Source organism: Arsukibacterium sp. (assembly GCF_036735525.1).
Taxonomy (GTDB): Bacteria; Pseudomonadota; Gammaproteobacteria; order Enterobacterales; family Alteromonadaceae; genus Alishewanella.
Map to the genome: position 1 here is coordinate 10,626 of NZ_DAINOE010000007.1, position 19,394 is coordinate 30,019.

Consider the following 19,394-nt stretch of genomic DNA (forward strand, 5'->3'; position numbering starts at 1 on the left):
ACTATAACAATAATTCCATCAACAATCCGGAGAACGCAATGAAATTGAGTACGCTCTCTGTTACGGTGGCCGCGGCACTATACAGTGCTGCAGCCTTACATGCGGCCAGTGATGTGCCGCAGTCTGCATCCGTAACCCAACCAGCCGCGAATACATTACGCTTTATTACTGCTGAGCAAGTCCAAAGGTTAAACCAACGCCAAACCGTCAATGCGGTCAACAAGGTTAATGTGGTTAAACAGAACCATGGCCTAAATATGGCGATTAATCCGGTAAGGAGTAAATTTCAGCCTGAGCCTGACTTAACCGGTGAGCATGTCTATATAGTTCAACTGACACAACCGGCGATCAGTACACATGCTATTCAGTCCCAGCCGCTGCAGGTAATAGGTGCTGCCAGTCAGCCCCTGGTTGGCCAGCAGAAATTATTCAGCCGCGGCCAGCCAGTGACACAGCAGGTGGCGGACTACCAGCAACAGTTATTGCAGACGCAACAGCAAACCCTGATCCAGGTTGAGCAGGTGCTGGGGGCCAAGCACGTGCGGCAACAGTTTACCGCAGCTATTAATGGTTTTAGTATGAGCCTAACCCAGGATGAAGCGGAACGCTTGTCTCGTTTGCCGCAGGTTGCCTCTGTACAGCGCTCGGTGATCTATAAACTGAACACTGATGAAGGGCCGCGAGTGATCAATGCCGATCAGGTGTGGTCAGGCAATACTGATCTGAATTTGCCGTTAAAAGGTGAGGGCATTATTGTTGCGGTGTTGGATACTGGCGTCAACACCGATCACCCGTCATTTGCTGCCGTCTCAACTGATGGTTACCAGCACGTTAATCCGTTTGGTGCCGGTCAGTATCTGGGCGATTGTCAAAAGGCCGGTTTTGCTCACCTGTGTAATGACAAACTAATAGGTGTCCGCAGTTACCCGGTTATCACCAAAGATTTTGGGTGGATCGCCCCCGCTGTTGGCGAAGATTATAACGGTCACGGTTCGCATACGGCGTCAACGGCAGCAGGTAATACCTTGCATGATGTTGATTTTGTTATTCAGGACGTGAGTGCCGCCAGCGATGGTATCGTCATAAAAGAAGGCTTTTTCCCTCAGATCTCTGGTGTTGCGCCACGTGCCAATATTATCTCCTACCAGGTCTGTTCGCCGTTAGGGGAGTGTCCGTCAGAAGCCCTGATTGCCGGCATTGAAGATGCGGTAACAGACGGCGCTGATGTCATTAATTTTTCTATAGGTAACGCCGGAAATCTGCGCTCGCCGTGGGAAGATGCGATTGAGCAAGCGTTCCTGGGTGCCTTCCAGGCTGGCGTAGCCACCGCGGCATCTGCCGGTAACTCTGGAGGTGCTGAAGGAAACGAATACCTGGGTTATATTGACCATGCTTCACCCTGGCTGGTTAACGTAGGGGCGACAACTCATGGGCGAAGCATGCACATCGATACTACCCTTGATAACTTTGTTGGTGGTGATTATGCGCCCTATCAAGCAATAAAAGGCGGCGGCATTAACGATGAAAGCCTGACCGGGGTGGTGGTTGATGCTGCCCACTATGGTGATGCCGACTGTTTGTCCGCGTTTGCTGCTGATACCTTTGCTTATGCCTTAGATGTAAATAACAATACGATTGTTGATACGAACGGTAACCCGGCACCGGTCATCGTTGCCTGTCAGCGTGGTAACAACCCGCGTATTGAAAAAGCCGCTAATGTGGCTGCCGGCGGTGCCAGTGGCTTCATTTTGTATAACGCGTCAGATTGGGGTGATGAAGGCAATGTGGTCTACACCGATCGCTATCCGATCCCGGGTATTCACATTAGTATGGAAAACTGGTGGCAGCTGAGTAGTTGGTTAAACAGTGACGCAAGTCATGGTCATTGGTTAACCATTTCGGCAACCGACATCTATAAAACAGTGGATCCCAACAAGCAAGACCGATTGGCCAGCTTTTCGTCCCGTGGACCAAGCCGGGCGAATCCAAGTCTGTTGGTGCCCACAGTGTCAGCGCCTGGGGTAAATATTTACGCCGCGTCAAATGATGAAAACCCTTTTGCAGAATATGCCGGTGGTACCCCTTTTACTGCTGATTACGCTTTCCTCAGTGGCTCCTCAATGGCTGCGCCTCATGTGGCCGGTGCGCTAGCCCTGCTCAAGCAAGCCAATCCGCAATTGTCGGTGGCTCAGTTGCAATCGGCTTTGCAACTCACAGCGGATCCGGAAGTTGTCACAGTGAATAATGAAGGGCAGCCTTGGGAAACCCGCACAGAAGTGAACATTTACCGTGCCGGTACCGGCCGGATTAATGTCAAAAATGCGATTGATACAGGCCTGGTAATGGATGAGAGTCATGCCAATATGCTGGCCGCCAACCCTAATAGCGGGGGATTACCGCACCAGCTCAATATTCCACAATTGGTGAATTTTAACTGTAATCCGACCTGTACATGGTTAAGAACCTTTACCGCGACCAAAGATGGGCACTGGGAAATCAGCAGTGATCCAGTGGTGAACTGGTCTGCAGCAAGCCACTATCAGTATCAGCAAAATGGTGTAAAAATCGAAGCCGTCCCAAGCCGTTTTAGTTTGAGAGCCGGTGAAAGCCAAACCGTAATGGTAACGGCATCGATCACCAAAACCCACGATATCTTTGGTAACTCAGAAGTGGAATTGCATTCACATCTGAAGTTGCAGGATCTTAGCGGCCGTTCACCGGACATGCGTATGCCGGTGGTATTCAAGTATAACGCCGGCCAATTACCGGAAAAAATTGAACTGAATATGCACGCAGCTGCTGGTAACTTCCCGATTAAAGGTGTGGTTTTACCTGAAGCCGTTTCGCCGGTTGCCAGGGTTTATAAAGCAGTAACGCCAGATATTGAATTGGTCACCCTGCCAACAGATGATGACGGTGTGATGCCCTGGCCAGCTAATCCTTATTATGATGAGCCAACAGATCAAATTGTTGATGATTCGGTGCATATCCGATGGATGACGGTACCTGAGGGGAGCAAAAGGCTGGTGGTAGAGGTGCTTGAGCGCGTTACCAAGCTGCCTGACGGACAGATCAATGACAGCAACTTAATCGTCTATCTTGGTAAGGATTTTGATGGCGATGGTGCTGCTAACCCGCGTACTGAAATTCTTTGCGCCTCTTTACATACCACGCTGAACAACTATTGCTATATTGATGATCCGGAGCCGGGTGAATACTGGGCCATGGTATACAACCCAAATGATTGGTTCCTGCCAGGTGACTTTACCTATAAAGTGGCTTACGCCGTGGTCACTGACGAGATAGATGGCTCTGTTAGCATACAGTTACCAGGCAATACCGATGGCGTTACGCCAACAACTATTAACCTGGAATGGAACCTGCCAGAGGCGCAAGCTGGTGATATTTACTACAGTGGTTTTGATATTGGCAGTTCAGACGTAAATCCGCAAAGTGCCGGTTTTGTGCCGTTGCGGCTTAATCGTGGGGCAAATCACATTAGCATGCAAACGGAAAAAACCAGCGCCCGTATCGGCCAGCGTTTTGATCTGACCTTCACCGGTTTGCCAAACCAAAGTGGCCTGGATCGCAGCTTTAGCATCACAACACAAATACCCGCAGGGTTAACGCTGGAACAAGATGCGATTCGGTTATCTGACGACAGCATTATTACTGCAATGAGCCTGAGCGATGGTGTGTTAACCATAAGTGGTGAGCAACCCGACACCAAAGACCTCGCGGCGGCCTATGTGATGACCACTAATCAGGACGATGCGATGTGCTTCATGCCAGATTATGGACAGAATGATCCAGGCTTTATTGATTTGGTCGCAATGGGCGGAGGGCCTTTGTTCGGTAATGAGGATCCGATGGATTTACGTGAAGGCACTCATATACCGTTAAGCTGGTTATTCCAAGATTACTCAGGGCTAAACCTCTATGGCAATGAACACTATCCGGTGCATTCGTTGTTCATAAGAGGTAATGGTCATATCGGTTTTAGCGGTGAACCCTTATTCTGGCCGGCACACTATCCTTTCCCTTACAGGGGCTTTCCTCATCAGGCGATCGCACCTCTGTGGCGAGGATGGGGAGGGACTCCATTTGGCTTTGATGTAATGATTACACCTTTTAATGGTTGGGATCAGGGGATTTCAGTGGCACATTCGGATGAACATGCAGTTGTTCAATGGAATGGATCACATTCGGTATACTATGAAACTGATCCTGAGACCTGGGAAACAACACGCATAGAGCGTGATGACCGCTTTAATTTTCAAATGGTGATGAATAAAGCCACCCGTTTTGGTAAAGGGCAATATGAGTTCTATTTGGGGTATCAAAAGCTGCAGTTTAACGGCGATGGCCGGGGTTCCGTTGGTATTCAAGGCTTCCGCGGTTTACGCGATCCCTATGGTCCGTTAGAGGGGCATTTAGGTTCAAGTTTCGCCTATGAAGACCTTGATCAAAAACTGCAGGAAGGGTTAGTGATCTGTATGGATTACCAGGGACCGGAATCTTCGCAGTTCTCGGTGACCGTACCGGTGCGGGTGTCTAACGGTGCTGTGGGCAAAACACTGGATGTGACCGGCGTGGCAACGCTGGCGGGTATGGCTGATATGCCACTACAGGCCAGCATAGACGTACCGGGTAATATAACGGTGGGCGCTATCCGCGATTACACTATCGATGAAAACACCACTTTAGCCAATCTGCTGGTGCTGTATAGTGATGAGCGCAATACTGCAAACCGGATCAGTGTCAGTGGTGCGAATATCACGGCTGAGGTGCATGGTCATACTGCTGGCAGCGCTATTAGTATCACGCCTGAAGCGCACTTCTTTGGTACTACTGAAGTGACAGTGACGGTAACCGATATGGAAAACCCGTCTGATCGTGGCTCTACCACCTTTAAACTGCATGTTATTAACATTAATGATGCCCCTGTTGCCAGGGTTGTGGTTAACCCTACCAGTGCCAAAGCCGGTGATAATATCGTACTGGATGCTTCTGGCAGTTATGATGTTGATGGTGATGCCCTGAGCTTTAGCTGGCAACAGCAAAGTGGCGCCAGTGTAACGGTGCAGCAACAGGCAAGCCGCTTGCATCTGACTCAGGTGCCACAAGGCAATTACAGCTTCCAGTTAACGGTATCTGATGGCCAGTTAACCGATACGGTAACGGTAAGCCTGGTGGTCAGTGCGGCGGCAGCTGAGATTGAAGTAAAACGCAAATCAAGCGGCAGTGCCACTATGTTCAGTTTACTGGGCCTGTTGGCTTTGTTAATGCTGCGGCGCCGTCGTCTGCATTAATCCGGCCTGTGTCCTAAGCTTAGGCTACTGACACCTTAGCATAAAAAAACACCAGCCGGTTAGCCGGCTGGTGTTTTTTTATGCTAAGGTTGCTCAGATGATGACTTAAGTCTGTTGTTAATTTTTTATAATAAACAACACTGACTTAATAAATAAAGCCGTTGTAGGGTTAATGCCATGATATTTCCAGACAGTATCAAACAACAAACTTGTGGTGACTGCCTAAGCGGTCAGGATTTGGGTTTTCAAATCCGCATGGCATTTCAGCCGATTATCGACTGGAAATATCAAAGCATCTGCGGTTATGAAGCCTTAGTACGAGGGCCTGAAGGCCAGGGTGCCGGCTGGGTTTTTGAACGTATCCATGCCGGCAATAAATACTATTTTGATCAGGCCTGCCGCGTGAAAGCCATAGAAACCGCAGCTAAACTGGGCTGCAATACTTACCTTAATATCAATTTTTTACCCAATGCTGTCTATAACCCGGAAACCTGTATTAAGGCTACTATAGAAGCGGCGGATTTATATGGCTTTGATTTAACCAAACTGGTATTTGAAGTCACCGAAGGTGAAGAAATACCTGATAAAGATCATTTAAACCGTATTTTTAGAAGTTATTCTAAGCGCGGCTTTAAAACGGCGATTGATGATTATGGCGCAGGTTTCGCGACACTGGATTGGCTGATAGAACTAAAACCGCATATCTTAAAATTGGATATGGAGCTTATCCGCAACATTGAGCAGCACCTGACTAAGCAATTAATTGTTAAGGAAACGATATTGCAATGCGCGTTGCAGGACACCTTAGTGCTGGCTGAAGGAGTCGAAACCAAGGCGGAGTTAGACTGCTTACTGCAACTGGGCATCCGTTATTTTCAGGGCTATTATTTTGCTAAACCGCAGCTGGAGCATTTAACCACTAATGCTGAATTAAGCGGTATGTTGTAGTCCTTAGTGTATTAGCCTTACTGTTAGCAAAAAAAACACCAGCGGTTAAGCTGGTGTTTTTATTTATAGTTAAGCGGCTTAACCATTAAAAGTTATAGGTAACCCGGCCATAAATAAAGCGGCCAGAGCGGCCAAATGGCGAGTAGTTAGAGAACGAGGTTGCCCCGGTGGTATTGAGGTTAATCGGGTTCTCCGTAGGGTAAGTATCCAGCAGGTTGTCAGCACCAAAAGATACCCGGATATTGTCGTTAACATCATAACGGGCTTCAATATCAATCAAGGTTTTAGCTTTTAGTGTTAAATCATTTTGCGCATTAGACTGTGGCGCTAATACATCACCATAGCGGGTAGCACGTAGCGTTAATCCAAAGCCATCACGCTGCCAGTTGGTAATAAATCCTAGTTTGTTTTCAGGCGTGCCTTTTTCAAAAGTTAATACATTTACACGAGCAAATAACACCGGCGCCGGATTTAATGCTGATAACTCAGCAGTTGCAGGCACCGCAGTTACTTCTGTTTTATTATAGTTGGCGACAACCGTAAAATCGAATTGCCCCAGGCTATCGCTGATATAAGGCCAGTTGGCAACAATGTCTAAGCCCCTGGTGGTGGTGTCAACACCATTAAGGAAGAAGCGGCCACCACCAATACCAATAAAACCTTGGCTCTCTAAATATTCTCTTACGTTTGCTTGTGTAAGATTTTCAGACAACACGATGCGATCGTTAATATCAATTTGATAACTATCAATAGTTAATGACACAGGGCCTAATTGTAATACCGTGCCTAATGAAAAGTTTGTCGACTTTTCGGCATCCAGCGGTTTGGCACCCAGTGCAATAGCTACGGGGTTGTTTACCGGGAAAGTGGTAATATCAAAGGGTACACCACTTATAAAGTTAGTGGATGTGGCGGTAAAGTTTTGCTGCTGCAGTGAAGGTGCTCTAAACCCGTTTTGTACTGAGCCTCGTATTCCAAAATCGTCACTTACATCGTAGCGAAACGCTGCTTTACCTGTGAAGTTACTGCCAAAGTCGGAATAATCTTCAGCCCTTATGGCGACTGAGCCCAGCAGGCTATCAGTGATGTTGGCTTCTACGTCAACAAAAACACCCACTGCCCGACGGTTTTCATCCACTTCATTAGAGGGCCTGAAGCCCGGAAATACCTGGGCGCCAGAAGCCGTAGGATTACCATTAGGCAAAAGTACGCCGCCATTACGGTAGGAGTCTGGCTCACCAGCAAAGATGGAATAATATTCGCGACGTGCTTCAGCGCCAATGGCTACGTTAAGTGGTGAAGCCAGGTTATCAACATTAACAGAAGTAACGGCAGAGAAGTTAAATACCGCCTGGCCGTATTTAAAACCACCGGCATCAAACTCGGTTTTGCTGCTCGGGCCAATAGAGCGGTTTACGGTGTTTTCTATGGTAAAAGCCATTTTGTTCTCACCCCAGACCACTGAGGTGTCATAGCTCCACTCGCCTTTATCCCACTGGTAACCTAAGGCGGCACTACCGTCGGTGACTTGCGGAGCGATAATAGGCAAGAAACCGTCCGGATGAATTTCAATCACGTTTCGTGCATCGTTAGCAGGTCGATAAAAACCAGCTGAGCGTGCTTCACGGTTTTGATAACTGGCCCAGCCATAGATTTTACCGTTTTCCAGGTTAATACCAGCATTGGCAAATAAGGTAAATTGCTCCACCTCGGGCTCACCATACCAGGCACTAAAACGATTAAAGGTGGCTTCACGTGGGTCAAACTGACCGTCAATTAACGGGTACTGGGTGCGGGTATCCCAGCCACCGCGCTCGGTGCGCTCGGCATTTTTATAATCGGCTGATAAGGTGATAAAGCCATCGCTGCCAAGCTCAAACCCTTTCCAGCCACTTAGTGTGAAGGTTTCGCCGTCCGTGCGGCTGCGCGTTAGCTCAGCTGGTGCACTCCAGGTGGCACCAGTTGGTGCGGGTCTCGTGGGTATGGTGTAACTGGTATCGCGAAAACCATAAGACAGGTTTACACTGCCGCCATCGGTTTCTTCGCGAAGCCGCACGTTTAATACGCCGGCAATGGCATCTGAGCCATACTGGGCTGAAGCACCATCACGTAAAACCTCAACCGAACGAATAGCCGCGGTAGGAATAGTATTTAAATCGACTGCCGATGAGCCGCGACCAACAGTACCATTTACGTTAACCAGCGAGGCTGAATGGCGACGCTTTGAGTTAACCAGTACTAAAGACTGATCCGGGCCTAAACCGCGCAAGGTGGCTGGACGAATGGTGTCGGTACCATCGGCCAAACCCGGACGCGGAAAGTTAAAAGAGGGCAGAGCAGTAGATAACATTTGGTTTAATTCGGTACTGCCGCTGCGTTCCAGAACATCCACGCCTACGATATCGATAGGTACTGCAGTATCATTGACAGAGCGCCCTGCAACCCGGGTACCGGTCACCACGATTTGCTCAATTTTTTCAGCTTTTTCTTCAGTTTCTGCTTGCTGTGCCAGCAGGTTGGGGCTGGCTAAACTGATGGCGATGGCTAACGCCAGAGGTGTTGGGGTAAGTGCGCGCATTGTTTCTCTCCTTGTTATACTGCATTAAAACTAGTTGTCGCGAATAATGCTGTCAAATCAATGTCACATAAGTTGTGACATTTACTCCGGGTCTGTTGAACTATAGCTAGAAATAGTACAGACTTCCAGATGTCTTTACTACGCGACTAAGGTCGAATTGGAGCACTCATGAAGCAAAATACCCGGTTAGTGCATGCCGGCCGTGCCAAACAATACACTGGCTATGCGGTCAATCCGCCCTTGGTACGCGCCTCTACTATAGTGTTTGATACCTTTGCCCAACTTAAGCAGGCAACCTTAGGGCGTGGTAACCGGGTGCCCTTTTATGGCCGGCGCGGCACCGATACCCATTTCGCTTTGCAACAAGCCATATGCGAATTGGAAGGCGGTGCTGGCTGTGCGCTATATCCCTGTGGCGCGGCGGCGGTAAGTGGTGCTTTACTGGCTTTTTTACAAAGTGGCGATCATTTATTGATGGTTGACAGTGCCTACGAACCCACCCGCGCCTTGTGCGATAAACTGCTTAAAGGCCTGGGCATTGAAACCACTTATTATGATCCGCAACTGGGTGCAGCCATCGCAGGCTTAATTAAGCCCAATACCAAGGTGATTTTTCTGGAGTCTCCGGGCTCGCTCAGCTTTGAGATGCAGGACATACCCGCTATATGCGCTGTGGCGCGCCAGCATCAGATCGTAACTATTCTGGATAACACCTGGGCGTCGCCTATTCTGTGTCAGCCCTTTGCGCTGGGTGTGGATATTTCAGTGCAATCTGCTACTAAGTATATTGTTGGCCACTCAGATGTGATGCTCGGCACCGCCAGTGCTACAGAGCAGCACTGGCCAACATTGCGTGAACAAAGCTATTTAATGGGCTATTGCGCCTCGGCTGATGATGCCTACACGGCGCTTCGCGGTTTACGCACTTTGGCGGTTAGGTTAAAGCAGCATGAGCACAGTGCCCTTAAGGTGGCGCACTGGTTACAACAACGGCCAGAGGTAGAAACGGTGCTGCATCCGGCACTGCCATCTCACCCGGGCCATGCCATTTTTAAACGTGATTTTAGCGGCAGTAATGGCTTGTTCTCTTTTGTGTTAAAGCAGGGCAGCCAGCAGCAGGTTGAGGCTTTTATTGAAGGGATGGCGCATTTTAAAATGGGTTTTTCCTGGGGCGGCTATGAAAGTTTAATTACCGCAACTATGCAGTTACAAAAACTGCGCAGCGCCAGCCACTGGCCCTACAGCGGGCCTTTATTGCGATTGCATATTGGTCTGGAAGACGTAGATGATTTGCTGGACGATTTAACCCGCGCTTTTGAGCGGTTTTTGCAGGCAGGTTAACACAGCGCGCTCTTGGCCTGACATCGGTACTTATTGCATCTGGTAGCAAAAATAAGCCCGGCTATGCATCATACAACACCGGGCTCAGGTAAGTCGCAGCTAAGTGCGACCTATGCATGTTGATTACTTGGCTAATGATACTTCTTGCGGCGCTATGCGCAGTTCTGACAATTTGCTCAGCAGCCCTTCTATATTTTTCTGAGCCGAACCTTCATTAGCTAGCCTGAGTCTTTTCACGGCTGCTAAAGCGTCACCTACACCAGCGGTATGAGGTGCTATTACTGTATCGTCAAAAACCACAGCGCCACTGTCAGTGTGGGTCAAAATATACCGAACATGGGTAGTGACTTTTAAATCTAAACCGAATAGCGGTTGATCGACCTTAAGCATTTTGACTTCTAATCGATATTTTCCATTGTTTGAATAAAGCCCTTGAGATTTCAGGCTTTCTTTTACAGCACCAGAGAATGCTTCGTTATCAATTTCTGAAGTCCAGGCAGGGTTGGTTTTTTTACCACCTGATACTTCGCCAAGCATCAAGTTTTCTTGTATTTCTTCAGAGTATTCTTTTTTCTCGCCCTGGAAAACCATGTTCTCCATCTTAGCACCTGAAGCGCAGCCCCAAAGATATGAGCACATCACTAGCACAAAGGTAACTTTGATAAACTTCATTTTTCTCTCCTTAGTTTTGTATTTAATTACCAGCCTGTATAACAACCCGCTAAGAGCACAGCATTTCTACCGCAGTCATTCTGTCTATTTTTTGTTAGCAACTCTGCATGTTTTTGGCGGTAATTTCAATATAGTTTTAAGCTGATGTTTTTGTGATGAAGTCGGAATTAACTGAAAAAAAGCACTTAGCTGTTTACCCCCTGCCTTACAGTGGCATGACTAGACTATTTTTAGCTGCAAATGCCTTATGCACATTGATCTGTTAGCTGGCTGGCATACAATAGCGCCCATTCAACCCTCTGGAGTACCCGAATGAGTGTGGCGATTACCGAACAAGGCGGCCAGTTGCGGCAGCAAGTGAAACTCTGGCTGGAGCGACCCTTTATCCAGCGCAGTTTGCTGGCGTTAATTTTATTAAACGCGGTATTGCTGGGGCTGGAAACCTCTGATGCTGTCATGCAATTTGCGGGCAAGCCGCTGTTGTTACTGGATAAGGTGATCCTGGCGGTATTTGTAGTTGAAATTGGCTTGCGGATCTATGTGCATCGCCTGGCGTTCTTCAAAGATGCCTGGAGTCTGTTCGATTTTATTGTCGTGGGTATTGCTCTGGTGCCGGCCAGTGGGCCTTTTGCTGTGCTGCGGGCGTTAAGGGTACTACGGGTGTTACGGGTGCTGACCTTTGTGCCGTCGATGAAAAAAATCGTCGGTGCCCTGGTTAAATCGCTTAACGGCATGATGTCTATAGCCATGGTGCTGGGTCTGGTGTATTACGTGGCTGCGGTAATGGCCACCAAGTTGTTTGGTGAAGCCTTCCCTGAGTGGTTTGGCAGTTTGGGCGCCACCTTATATACGCTGTTTCAGATCATGACACTGGAAAGCTGGTCTATGGGTATTTCGCGCCCGGTGATGGAGCAATTCCCCTATGCCTGGGCGTTTTTTGTGCCCTTTATCCTGATAGCCACCTTTACCATGCTGAATTTATTTATTGCCGTTATCGTCAATGCAGTGCAAAGCATGCATGATGAAGAGCATAAAGAAGAGCATGATGCTGAGCAGGCGCTGCAGCAGGATTTAGTGGGCCAGATGCGCCAGTTGCAGCAAGAGCTGGCGTTATTGCGCAGTGAACTGGCAAATAAAACCGCAGGGAATAAATAGCTGGCTTGGCAGCAGGCTTAGCCCTGCTGCACTAAAAATTCATCCAGCTCGCGTCCGGTCAGCTTGCCAATACTGCTAAAGATAAACCAGATAGCCAGCATTAATACCAGCATACTGGGCAGTACGATCACCGGGTAACTTAACCAGGTCATGCGGCCCAGCTCTTCATTAAAAGCCGTGGTACCGGGCGGGCTTTGCAGTACTACTTTTGCCAGAATGTAATTCAGCGCTGAGGATAAAAAGAACGACGAGGCTACCAGGTAGCTGGCTTTGGCCAAGCGTTGTTCAAACTGCGCTACCGTTTGCCGCAGCGCTAACGCCTGATACAGCTTGTCGCTATCCAAAATCTGCCCGTTTAATAAAAACTTTTTCACCAAGCCAAAGCCCAGCCGTTGACTAACCAAGACCGCTATTCCAATGGCCCCAGGAATGGCGGCTTCTTTAATGGCAATATAGGCCGGGTCAAGCTCCAGCAGTGCTATGCCTCCGGTTAAAAACACACTGATAATGCCCAGCACGGAGAAAAAATTCACCTTTCCCAGCCGGCGCAAATCCCACAAACCAAAGCCAATCGGAAAGGCCAGCGCCAGCACTATGCCCCACACTGGACCCAGTTGTTCTTCACCACTAAATTTGCTGAGGATAACCGCCGGTACCACGATATTAAAAATCAGATTACTTAAAAAGCCACTGGGCTTTTGCGCTGGCGCGGGCTGGGTACTCAAGGGTGCTGTCATTATGCGTTATCCGGGATGTCTGTAAATGGTGGTCAGTATACCAAGCTTTGTCAGCCGTCCCAATGTTCATTATATTTATTGCTTGGTAATTTGGTCTTACCAATTGCGTTGCTGCTTGTGTAATCTGTCAGTGTTGAGTACCAACGAAATAGCAGATAGGGTAGTTAGTGCTCTTTCCAGTTAATTATGCATGATTCAGTCGGAATTAACTGGAAAGACCATTAGATCGCTAGTCAACGCAGAGGAAAATATGGATCACTACACAGAGCTAAGGGCCAATGTTGGCTTGTTGGGCAGCCAATTGGGTGAGACCATTCGCCAGCAGTTGGGCGAGGCCGTATTTGAGCGGGTAGAGCAAATACGGGCGCTGGCGAAATCAGCGCGGCAGGGCGAGCAGTTACAGGCACAGCAGCTGACGCAATTATTAGCAGGTTTGTCGGATGATGAGTTATTGCCGGTGGCGCGTGCTTTTGCGCAGTTTTTAAATCTGGCTAATTTAGCCGAGCAGCACCACAGTATCAGCCGGGCAGGCCACGCCAGTATTGAAAAGCCCGAGCCCTTGCTGGAGCTGTTTAGCTTGCTGGAGCAAAAAAAGCTGGATAACGCCCAGGTGCAACAAGCGGTGGCCAATTTGTCGATAGAGCTGGTGCTGACCGCGCACCCGACCGAAGTGTCGCGGCGCACTCTTATTCATAAACTGACCGAAATTGCCGCCTGTTTAAGCCAGTTTGAGCAGCCATTAACTGCAAATGAGCAGCAAAAAGTGGAATTACGGCTCAGCGAACTGATTGCCCAGGCCTGGCACACCAATGAAATTCGTGAGCAGCGGCCCACACCGGTCGACGAAGCCAAATCAGGTTTTGCGGTGATCGAAAGCTCCGTCTGGCAAGCGTTGCCCGACTTTTTACGCGAACTGGATGGCAAATTAGTGAGTGCCACCGGCCAGGGGCTGGCGCTGGATGCCGCACCGGTCCGTTTTTCTTCCTGGATGGGCGGTGATCGCGATGGTAACCCTTTTGTTACCGCTAAGGTTACCCGACAAGTGTTGTTACTGAGCCGCTGGAAAGCCGCTGATTTATTTGCTCAGGATCTGGATCTACTCAGCAGTGAGCTGTCGATGTTTCAGGCCAATACCGCCTTGCGCGAGGCGGCGGCAGAGGCCAGCGAGCCATACCGCTTGGTGCTGAATACATTACGAACTGACTTGCTGCATACCCGCGACTGGTTAACCGAAGCGCTGAAGCATGACCGCTTACAACGGCCAAATGATTTAATCTGGCACAATGCGCAGTTACTCGAGCCCTTATTGCTGTGCTACCACTCGCTACTGGAGTGTGGCATGGCCAGCATTGCTAATGGCAAATTGCTGGATACCCTGCGTCGCGCCTATGCCTTTGGCTTAACCCTTTTAAAGCTGGATATCCGCCAGGATGCGGCGCGTCATGCGCAGGTATTTAGTGAGCTGACCCGCTATTTAGGCCTGGGCGATTATGCCGCCTGGAGCGAAGACGACCGTCAGGCCTTTTTACTGCGCGAGCTGCCGAATAAACGGCCGCTGTTTCCAAAAAACTGGCAGCCCTCAGCCGAGGTGCAGGAAGTGCTGGATACCTGCGATATTGTTGCCCGTCATGGCAGCGAAGCACTCAGTACCTATGTCATTTCAATGGCCGGTAAACCCTCGGATGTATTAGCGGTGCAACTGTTGCTACAAGAAGCGGGTAGCAGCTTTAACATGCCGGTAGCGCCCTTGTTTGAAACCCTCAGCGACTTACAACAGGCGCCGGACTGTATGCGCAAATTGCTGAGTATCGACTGGTATCGCGGCTTTATAAACGGCAAACAGGAAGTGATGATTGGCTATTCCGACTCCGCCAAAGATGCCGGCGTACTGGCGGCGGCCTGGGCACAGTACAGTGCCCAGGAAGCCTTGGTGGCGTTAAGCGCTGACTATGGCGTTAAGCTCACCTTGTTCCATGGCCGTGGCGGTACTATCGGCCGTGGCGGCGGCCCGGCCCATGCCGCTATTTTATCACAACCACCTGGCTCTTTAGCCGGGGGCTTAAGGGTCACTGAGCAGGGCGAGATGATCCGCTTTAAGTTTGGTTTACCCAAACTAGCCGAGCGCAGCCTGGCGCTTTATGCCAGCGCAGTGTTAGAGGGCATGTTGCTGCCACCACCGGTGCCAAAACCAGCCTGGCGTAAATTGATGCAGCAATTGGCCGATGACTCCTGCGAGGCTTACCGTGCTGTGGTGCGTCATAACAAGGATTTTGTGTCCTATTTTCGCGCCGCCACACCCGAGCAGGAATTGGGTAAATTGCCATTGGGCAGCAGGCCGGCCAAGCGTAACCCCACCGGTGGCGTAGAAAGCCTGCGTGCTATCCCCTGGATTTTCGCCTGGTCGCAAAACCGCTTAATGCTGCCCGCCTGGCTTGGGGCTGGTTCGGCCTTAGCCAGAGCGGTGGCGCAGCAGCACACCGGCGTGCTGGATGAAATGCAGCAGCAGTGGCCGTTTTTTACCACTCGTATGTCGATGCTTGAAATGGTGTTTTTAAAAGCCGATGCGGAAATCTCTGCTTATTACGACAAGATGTTAGTGCCCGAGGCAATACAGGACCTGGGCCAACAATTACGCGCGCAGCTGGCGGCCGATCGCGAACTGCTTTTGACGTTAATTCATAGTGATACCCTGATGGCGAAAGAGGGGTGGATCCGTGAATCCATTATGCTGCGCAATACTTACGTTGACCCGCTGCATATCTTGCAGGTGGAGCTGTTAACACGCTCACGGCAAAACCCCGATAACATTAGCGCGCAAAGTAACCGCGCGCTGATGGTGACCATCGCTGGTATCGCAGCAGGGATGCGAAATTCGGGTTAAGGTGCTCGAGTAATAACATAAAAACTGGCATACTTTTCCGGTATGTTTTATCCGGCATTTATGCCGGTTTTGTTTTTCCTGGAGTGGGCAATGGGGATTTATGCGCTGTTAGCGCTGATATCGGCAGTAGCGATGGCCAGCAGTGGCATTATTGCCCGCTTTAGCGGTATAGCGGCCGCTGAGCTCACCTTTTACCGGCTGGCAGTCGGCGGCTTGTGCCTGTTACTCTTTGTGCTGGCTAGCGGCCAGTTTAAAGCGCTAAGGGGCAAACCCGACTGGCGCATGGCGGTAAACGGCGTGCTGCTGGCCAGTTTTATGCTGAGTTTTTTAACGTCAATCAGCTATATCAGTTTAGCTAACGCCATTATGTTGGTGTATTTAGCGCCGCCGTTATCGGCCTTTATTGCTCACTGGTTGTTGCATGAAAAACTCGATTTGCCAGACTCCAGCTTAATAGTATTGTCGTTTCTCGGCTTTGCTATGCTGCAACAATTTAAGTTTGACCTGGTGCTGGATGCTCAGCAATTGCCTGGCTTACTGTTCGGATTACTTTCGCTTTTCAGCTACAGTGGCTTTTTATTGCTTAACCGTCGGGCTTTACCGGCACACTCGCAATTGCAGCGTACTTTTTATCAGTTGTTAATAGGCGCCTGCTGCGTTCTGCCTTTTTTAAGCCAGATGACGCTGCCAACAACAGATAAATTGCTATGGATAGCGCTGGCCGGACTTTTTCCGGGTTTTATTGCCATTTATTGCGCCATAGTGGCGTTGCAACATTTACCCACCCGGGTGTATGCCACTCTGGCCTATCTGGAACCGGTTACTGTGATCCTAGCCGGCTGGTGGTTATTTCATGAAAGCTTAAATCTACTGCAACTAACAGGCGTGTTACTGATCATCCTGACCGGCTTAACCCTGGCTATCCGGCATAAACCAGCAAAATCTGTCACGCTGGCGGCAGAGAAAGTCATGCTCTAGCTGGCATTGTTAATCATGAAAAGTTACCGTTGATACAACTCCAGCGGCAAGCCATCCGGATCCTGAAAAAAGGTGAAGTACTTACCGGTATATTCATCGCGGCGGATGGCTTCGGTGGCAACGCCATGTTGGTTAAGATAACTGACCCACTGCTCAATATCCGCCACAGCAAAGGCCAGATGGCGCAAACCTTGCGCTTCTGGCTGGCTTAATCTGGCAGGCGGCGCGGGAAAGCTGAACAACTCAAGCTGGCTACCATCTGGCAGCTGCAAATCCAGCTTCCAGGACTGGCGCGCTGCCCGATAATGCTCCCCCAGCACTGTTAACCCCAACAATTCGCAGTAAAAGGCTTTGCTGCGGGCATAATCGCTGCAAATCAGCGCCACATGATGGATGCCACTCAGGCTGGGTTTTGTCATCAGAGGATCTTTTTAATTTCGGTTTTAAGGGCGTCATCTTTAGTGCTGGCCTGCAGCGGCAGCAACAAGGCATTAGCTTTTTCAGGTTGCTCGGTGGCCTGATATAGCTGCGCTAAACGAAACTGCGCCCATTCCTGAAAATCCGCTATGCTGCCATCGGCAATAAACTGTTGTAAGGCATGGATACCCTGCTCCTGCTCAATTTTTCCCAATACGGCAGCGCGGCCTAGCTGATAGCGTGCCATTAACTGGCTGCGCTGGGCGTCCAGATCAGGTGCTGGCTGTTCTGTGGCCTGCTGGAACAGCGCTATAGCAGCGCTATAATCACGCTTCGACGCCAGACCGACCGCCTGCATAAAATAAGGCTCAGGCCGCTGTTGTAATTCGGTGGAACTGGCCAGTAGTGCTTGGGCTTGTTCCGGATTTTGCTGCAGTAATAGCTCAAGCTCCAGTAACTGGCCTTTTAATGGTGCATACTGTTGCAGCGTTTTCGCAAGCTGCAAGGCTTTATCTTTATCGCCACCGGCAATACCCGGTGCCTGGGCATAAAACTGCGCCAGTGCCTGCATATATTGCGGCGTCTCTGGTGATAACTGATGAGCGGTTTCAAAGGCTTTAACACAGCGCTTGGCCCGGCTTAAGGCGCCAAACATACCGGCTTTCTGTGCGCCATTGCAGTTCGCCTGGCCATATAAAAACTGGTATTCAGCATTGGCTGGTTCTGCCTTTACCGCGCGGTTTAGCAGTTGCTCGGCCTGCTCGGTATCGCCCAAGGCCAACTCGGTGCGCCCCAACGCCGACAGTAAAAAAGCGTCCTTGGTGCGGCGATCTATCTTGGGTACCAGTAAAGCCTTGGCATCAGCATAAGCGCCCTGCTGCCAAAGTTGCTCAAGTTGTGGTTGCAGCAGAGTATTAGCCTGGCTGGCAAAGCAGCTAAAGCAAAAAAACAGTAGGGCAAAGCGTGGCATCTGGGATTTCCATTTGGTTGCGTTGGGCAGTGTTTCTGACCATACTGCCCGGCAAAAGTTTTACTTAAAGTTATATAAATGCTAACACATAATCAAGGCGAGTATTGTACTACCCAATTTATAAAGAGTTCAGTACCGGTTTTAAGTGCTTTTTCATCGGCATAAAAATAGGGTGAGTGGTTGGCTGGCGCTTTTGCCGGATCCTGACCTTCAGGGGTAATACCTAAAAACACAAAAAGTCCGGGTGTTTCTAAAGCATAATACGAAAAATCTTCTGCGCCAGTAATCAGCGGGCTTTGCGATACCTTAGCTGCACCGGCAACCTGTTGCAGTATCGGCAACGAACGGGCGGCTAATTCCGGGTTATTGATGGTTACCGGATAACCTTCTGCAATTTTGAGTTCTGCCGTGGCGCCGTTTACGGCAGCACTGGCTTCAACCGCGGTTTTTAGTAAGGCAAAAATTTGCTGGCGAATAGCCATATCAAAGTTACGGATAGTGCCTTCCAGATACACCTGATCCGGAATAATGTTATTGCGCACCCCGCCTTCTACAATGCCAAAGCTAACCACCGCCGGCGCTTTGGTAATATTAATTTGCCGGCTGACTATAGTTTGCACATTATTGATAATTTGCGCCGCAGCGACGATAGGATCAACGCCACTCCAAGGGGTAGAGCCATGGGTTTGCCGACCTTTCACGTTTATTTCAAAGCGATCAGATGAGGCCATAAGTGGCCCCTGCCGGTACTGCACCTCACCGGTATTGGCTGAAGACCAGACGTGAATGCCGAATATCGCCTCTGGTGTTTGTTGGGCAAACAGGCCTTGTTTGAGCATCAGTTCAGCGCCACCTTCTTCACCTGCAGGTGCGCCTTCTTCGGCCGGCTGAAAAATAAACATCACCTTACCGCTAAGCTTTGCCTTGTGCTGCACCAAATACTCAGCGGCACCCATTAACATCGCCACATGTAAATCATGGCCGCAAGCATGCATTACGCCGACCTCTTTACCGCGGTATTCGCCTACCGCCACCGAGCGAAAAGGCAGATCTGTTAACTCTGTCACCGGTAAGGCATCCATATCAGCGCGCAGCGCTAAAAAAGGCCCGGGCTTGCCAGTGTCTAAGATGGCCACCACACCAGTATGAGCAATGCCGGTTTGAACGGTTAAGCCCAGTGCCTGCAGATGCTCTGCTACCACTTTTGCCGTGAGAAATTCTCTGTTACTTAACTCCGGATTCTGGTGCAGGTCACGGCGCCAGCTTATTACTTTTTGTTCCAGTTCCGCTGATATGCGTAAGGTCTCTGCTACTGATGGCGTGGCTAGCCAGCAGAGGCTGCTTAGAAAGGCGGCAGTGATTAAGGTGATTTTCATATGTTGCTCCGGCGCCAGAATGGCGTGAT

The 19,394-nt window shown here is 49.7% G+C and carries 12 protein-coding genes; 6 read left to right on the top strand and 6 right to left on the bottom strand.

The window, feature by feature from the left end:
* Positions 1 to 38: 38 nt before the first annotated feature.
* Positions 39 to 5,312 (top strand): S8 family serine peptidase, encoded by a 5,274-nt coding sequence (locus V7D78_RS02490; protein ID WP_333606847.1) that lies wholly within the window; start codon positions 39 to 41, stop codon positions 5,310 to 5,312.
* 177 nt (positions 5,313 to 5,489) lie between these two features.
* Positions 5,490 to 6,260, top strand: a complete 771-nt coding sequence (locus tag V7D78_RS02495) for an EAL domain-containing protein (RefSeq protein WP_333606848.1) — start codon at positions 5,490 to 5,492, stop codon at positions 6,258 to 6,260.
* Positions 6,261 to 6,345: 85 nt separating this feature from the next.
* On the opposite strand, the gene V7D78_RS02500 is transcribed toward V7D78_RS02495, so the two are convergent.
* Entirely contained in the window at positions 6,346 to 8,838 is a 2,493-nt protein-coding gene (locus V7D78_RS02500) for a TonB-dependent receptor plug domain-containing protein (protein ID WP_333606849.1), read from the bottom strand.
* Between the two features lie 168 nt (positions 8,839 to 9,006).
* Here V7D78_RS02500 and metC point away from each other — a divergent pair, with 168 nt between their 5' ends.
* Positions 9,007 to 10,179, top strand: a complete 1,173-nt coding sequence (gene metC / locus V7D78_RS02505) for a cystathionine beta-lyase (RefSeq protein WP_333606850.1) — start codon at positions 9,007 to 9,009, stop codon at positions 10,177 to 10,179.
* A 123-nt stretch (positions 10,180 to 10,302) separates the two neighbouring features.
* Here the strand turns inward: metC and V7D78_RS02510 are convergent, their stop codons facing one another.
* The gene (locus V7D78_RS02510) at positions 10,303 to 10,851 is read right to left on the bottom strand and encodes a hypothetical protein (protein ID WP_333606851.1); all 549 of its coding nucleotides are present in this window, start codon (positions 10,849 to 10,851) and stop codon (positions 10,303 to 10,305) included.
* Positions 10,852 to 11,163: 312 nt separating this feature from the next.
* Between V7D78_RS02510 and V7D78_RS02515 the strand changes: the two genes are divergently transcribed.
* On the top strand, positions 11,164 to 12,006 hold the full coding sequence (locus tag V7D78_RS02515) for an ion transporter (protein ID WP_333606852.1): 843 nt from the start codon (positions 11,164 to 11,166) through the stop codon (positions 12,004 to 12,006).
* 17 nt (positions 12,007 to 12,023) lie between these two features.
* Here the strand turns inward: V7D78_RS02515 and V7D78_RS02520 are convergent, their stop codons facing one another.
* Complete coding sequence (locus tag V7D78_RS02520; RefSeq protein WP_333606853.1) at positions 12,024 to 12,743, bottom strand: VC0807 family protein; 720 nt, start codon at positions 12,741 to 12,743, stop codon at positions 12,024 to 12,026.
* Positions 12,744 to 12,993: 250 nt separating this feature from the next.
* Here V7D78_RS02520 and ppc point away from each other — a divergent pair, with 250 nt between their 5' ends.
* Positions 12,994 to 15,624 carry a phosphoenolpyruvate carboxylase gene (ppc, locus tag V7D78_RS02525; RefSeq protein WP_333606854.1) on the top strand — a complete coding sequence of 877 codons (2,631 nt, stop codon included), beginning with the start codon at positions 12,994 to 12,996 and terminating at the stop codon, positions 15,622 to 15,624.
* Positions 15,625 to 15,714: 90 nt separating this feature from the next.
* On the top strand, positions 15,715 to 16,602 hold the full coding sequence (locus V7D78_RS02530) for a DMT family transporter (RefSeq protein WP_333606855.1): 888 nt from the start codon (positions 15,715 to 15,717) through the stop codon (positions 16,600 to 16,602).
* Between the two features lie 23 nt (positions 16,603 to 16,625).
* Here V7D78_RS02530 and gloA2 read toward each other — a convergent pair whose 3' ends face one another.
* The 3 genes from gloA2 to V7D78_RS02545 form a co-directional block, all read right to left on the bottom strand.
* A complete protein-coding gene (gene gloA2 / locus V7D78_RS02535; protein ID WP_333606856.1) occupies positions 16,626 to 17,021 on the bottom strand; it encodes an SMU1112c/YaeR family gloxylase I-like metalloprotein in 396 nt (131 codons plus the stop codon).
* Complete coding sequence (locus V7D78_RS02540; RefSeq protein WP_333606857.1) at positions 17,021 to 17,989, bottom strand: tetratricopeptide repeat protein; 969 nt, start codon at positions 17,987 to 17,989, stop codon at positions 17,021 to 17,023. The genes gloA2 and V7D78_RS02540 overlap by 1 nt, the downstream gene beginning before the upstream one ends.
* A 92-nt stretch (positions 17,990 to 18,081) precedes the next feature.
* Positions 18,082 to 19,365, bottom strand: a complete 1,284-nt coding sequence (locus V7D78_RS02545; protein ID WP_333606858.1) for an amidohydrolase — start codon at positions 19,363 to 19,365, stop codon at positions 18,082 to 18,084.
* Positions 19,366 to 19,394: the final 29 nt, after the last annotated feature.

Coding starts and splice junctions, on each gene's coding strand:
- V7D78_RS02490 (WP_333606847.1), top strand. CDS start 39: ATGAAATTGAGTACGCTCTCTGTTACGGTGGCCGCGGCACTATACAGT.
- V7D78_RS02495 (WP_333606848.1), top strand. CDS start 5,490: ATGATATTTCCAGACAGTATCAAACAACAAACTTGTGGTGACTGCCTA.
- V7D78_RS02500 (WP_333606849.1), bottom strand. CDS start 8,838: ATGCGCGCACTTACCCCAACACCTCTGGCGTTAGCCATCGCCATCAGT.
- metC (WP_333606850.1), top strand. CDS start 9,007: ATGAAGCAAAATACCCGGTTAGTGCATGCCGGCCGTGCCAAACAATAC.
- V7D78_RS02510 (WP_333606851.1), bottom strand. CDS start 10,851: ATGAAGTTTATCAAAGTTACCTTTGTGCTAGTGATGTGCTCATATCTT.
- V7D78_RS02515 (WP_333606852.1), top strand. CDS start 11,164: ATGAGTGTGGCGATTACCGAACAAGGCGGCCAGTTGCGGCAGCAAGTG.
- V7D78_RS02520 (WP_333606853.1), bottom strand. CDS start 12,743: ATGACAGCACCCTTGAGTACCCAGCCCGCGCCAGCGCAAAAGCCCAGT.
- ppc (WP_333606854.1), top strand. CDS start 12,994: ATGGATCACTACACAGAGCTAAGGGCCAATGTTGGCTTGTTGGGCAGC.
- V7D78_RS02530 (WP_333606855.1), top strand. CDS start 15,715: ATGGGGATTTATGCGCTGTTAGCGCTGATATCGGCAGTAGCGATGGCC.
- gloA2 (WP_333606856.1), bottom strand. CDS start 17,021: ATGACAAAACCCAGCCTGAGTGGCATCCATCATGTGGCGCTGATTTGC.
- V7D78_RS02540 (WP_333606857.1), bottom strand. CDS start 17,989: ATGCCACGCTTTGCCCTACTGTTTTTTTGCTTTAGCTGCTTTGCCAGC.
- V7D78_RS02545 (WP_333606858.1), bottom strand. CDS start 19,365: ATGAAAATCACCTTAATCACTGCCGCCTTTCTAAGCAGCCTCTGCTGG.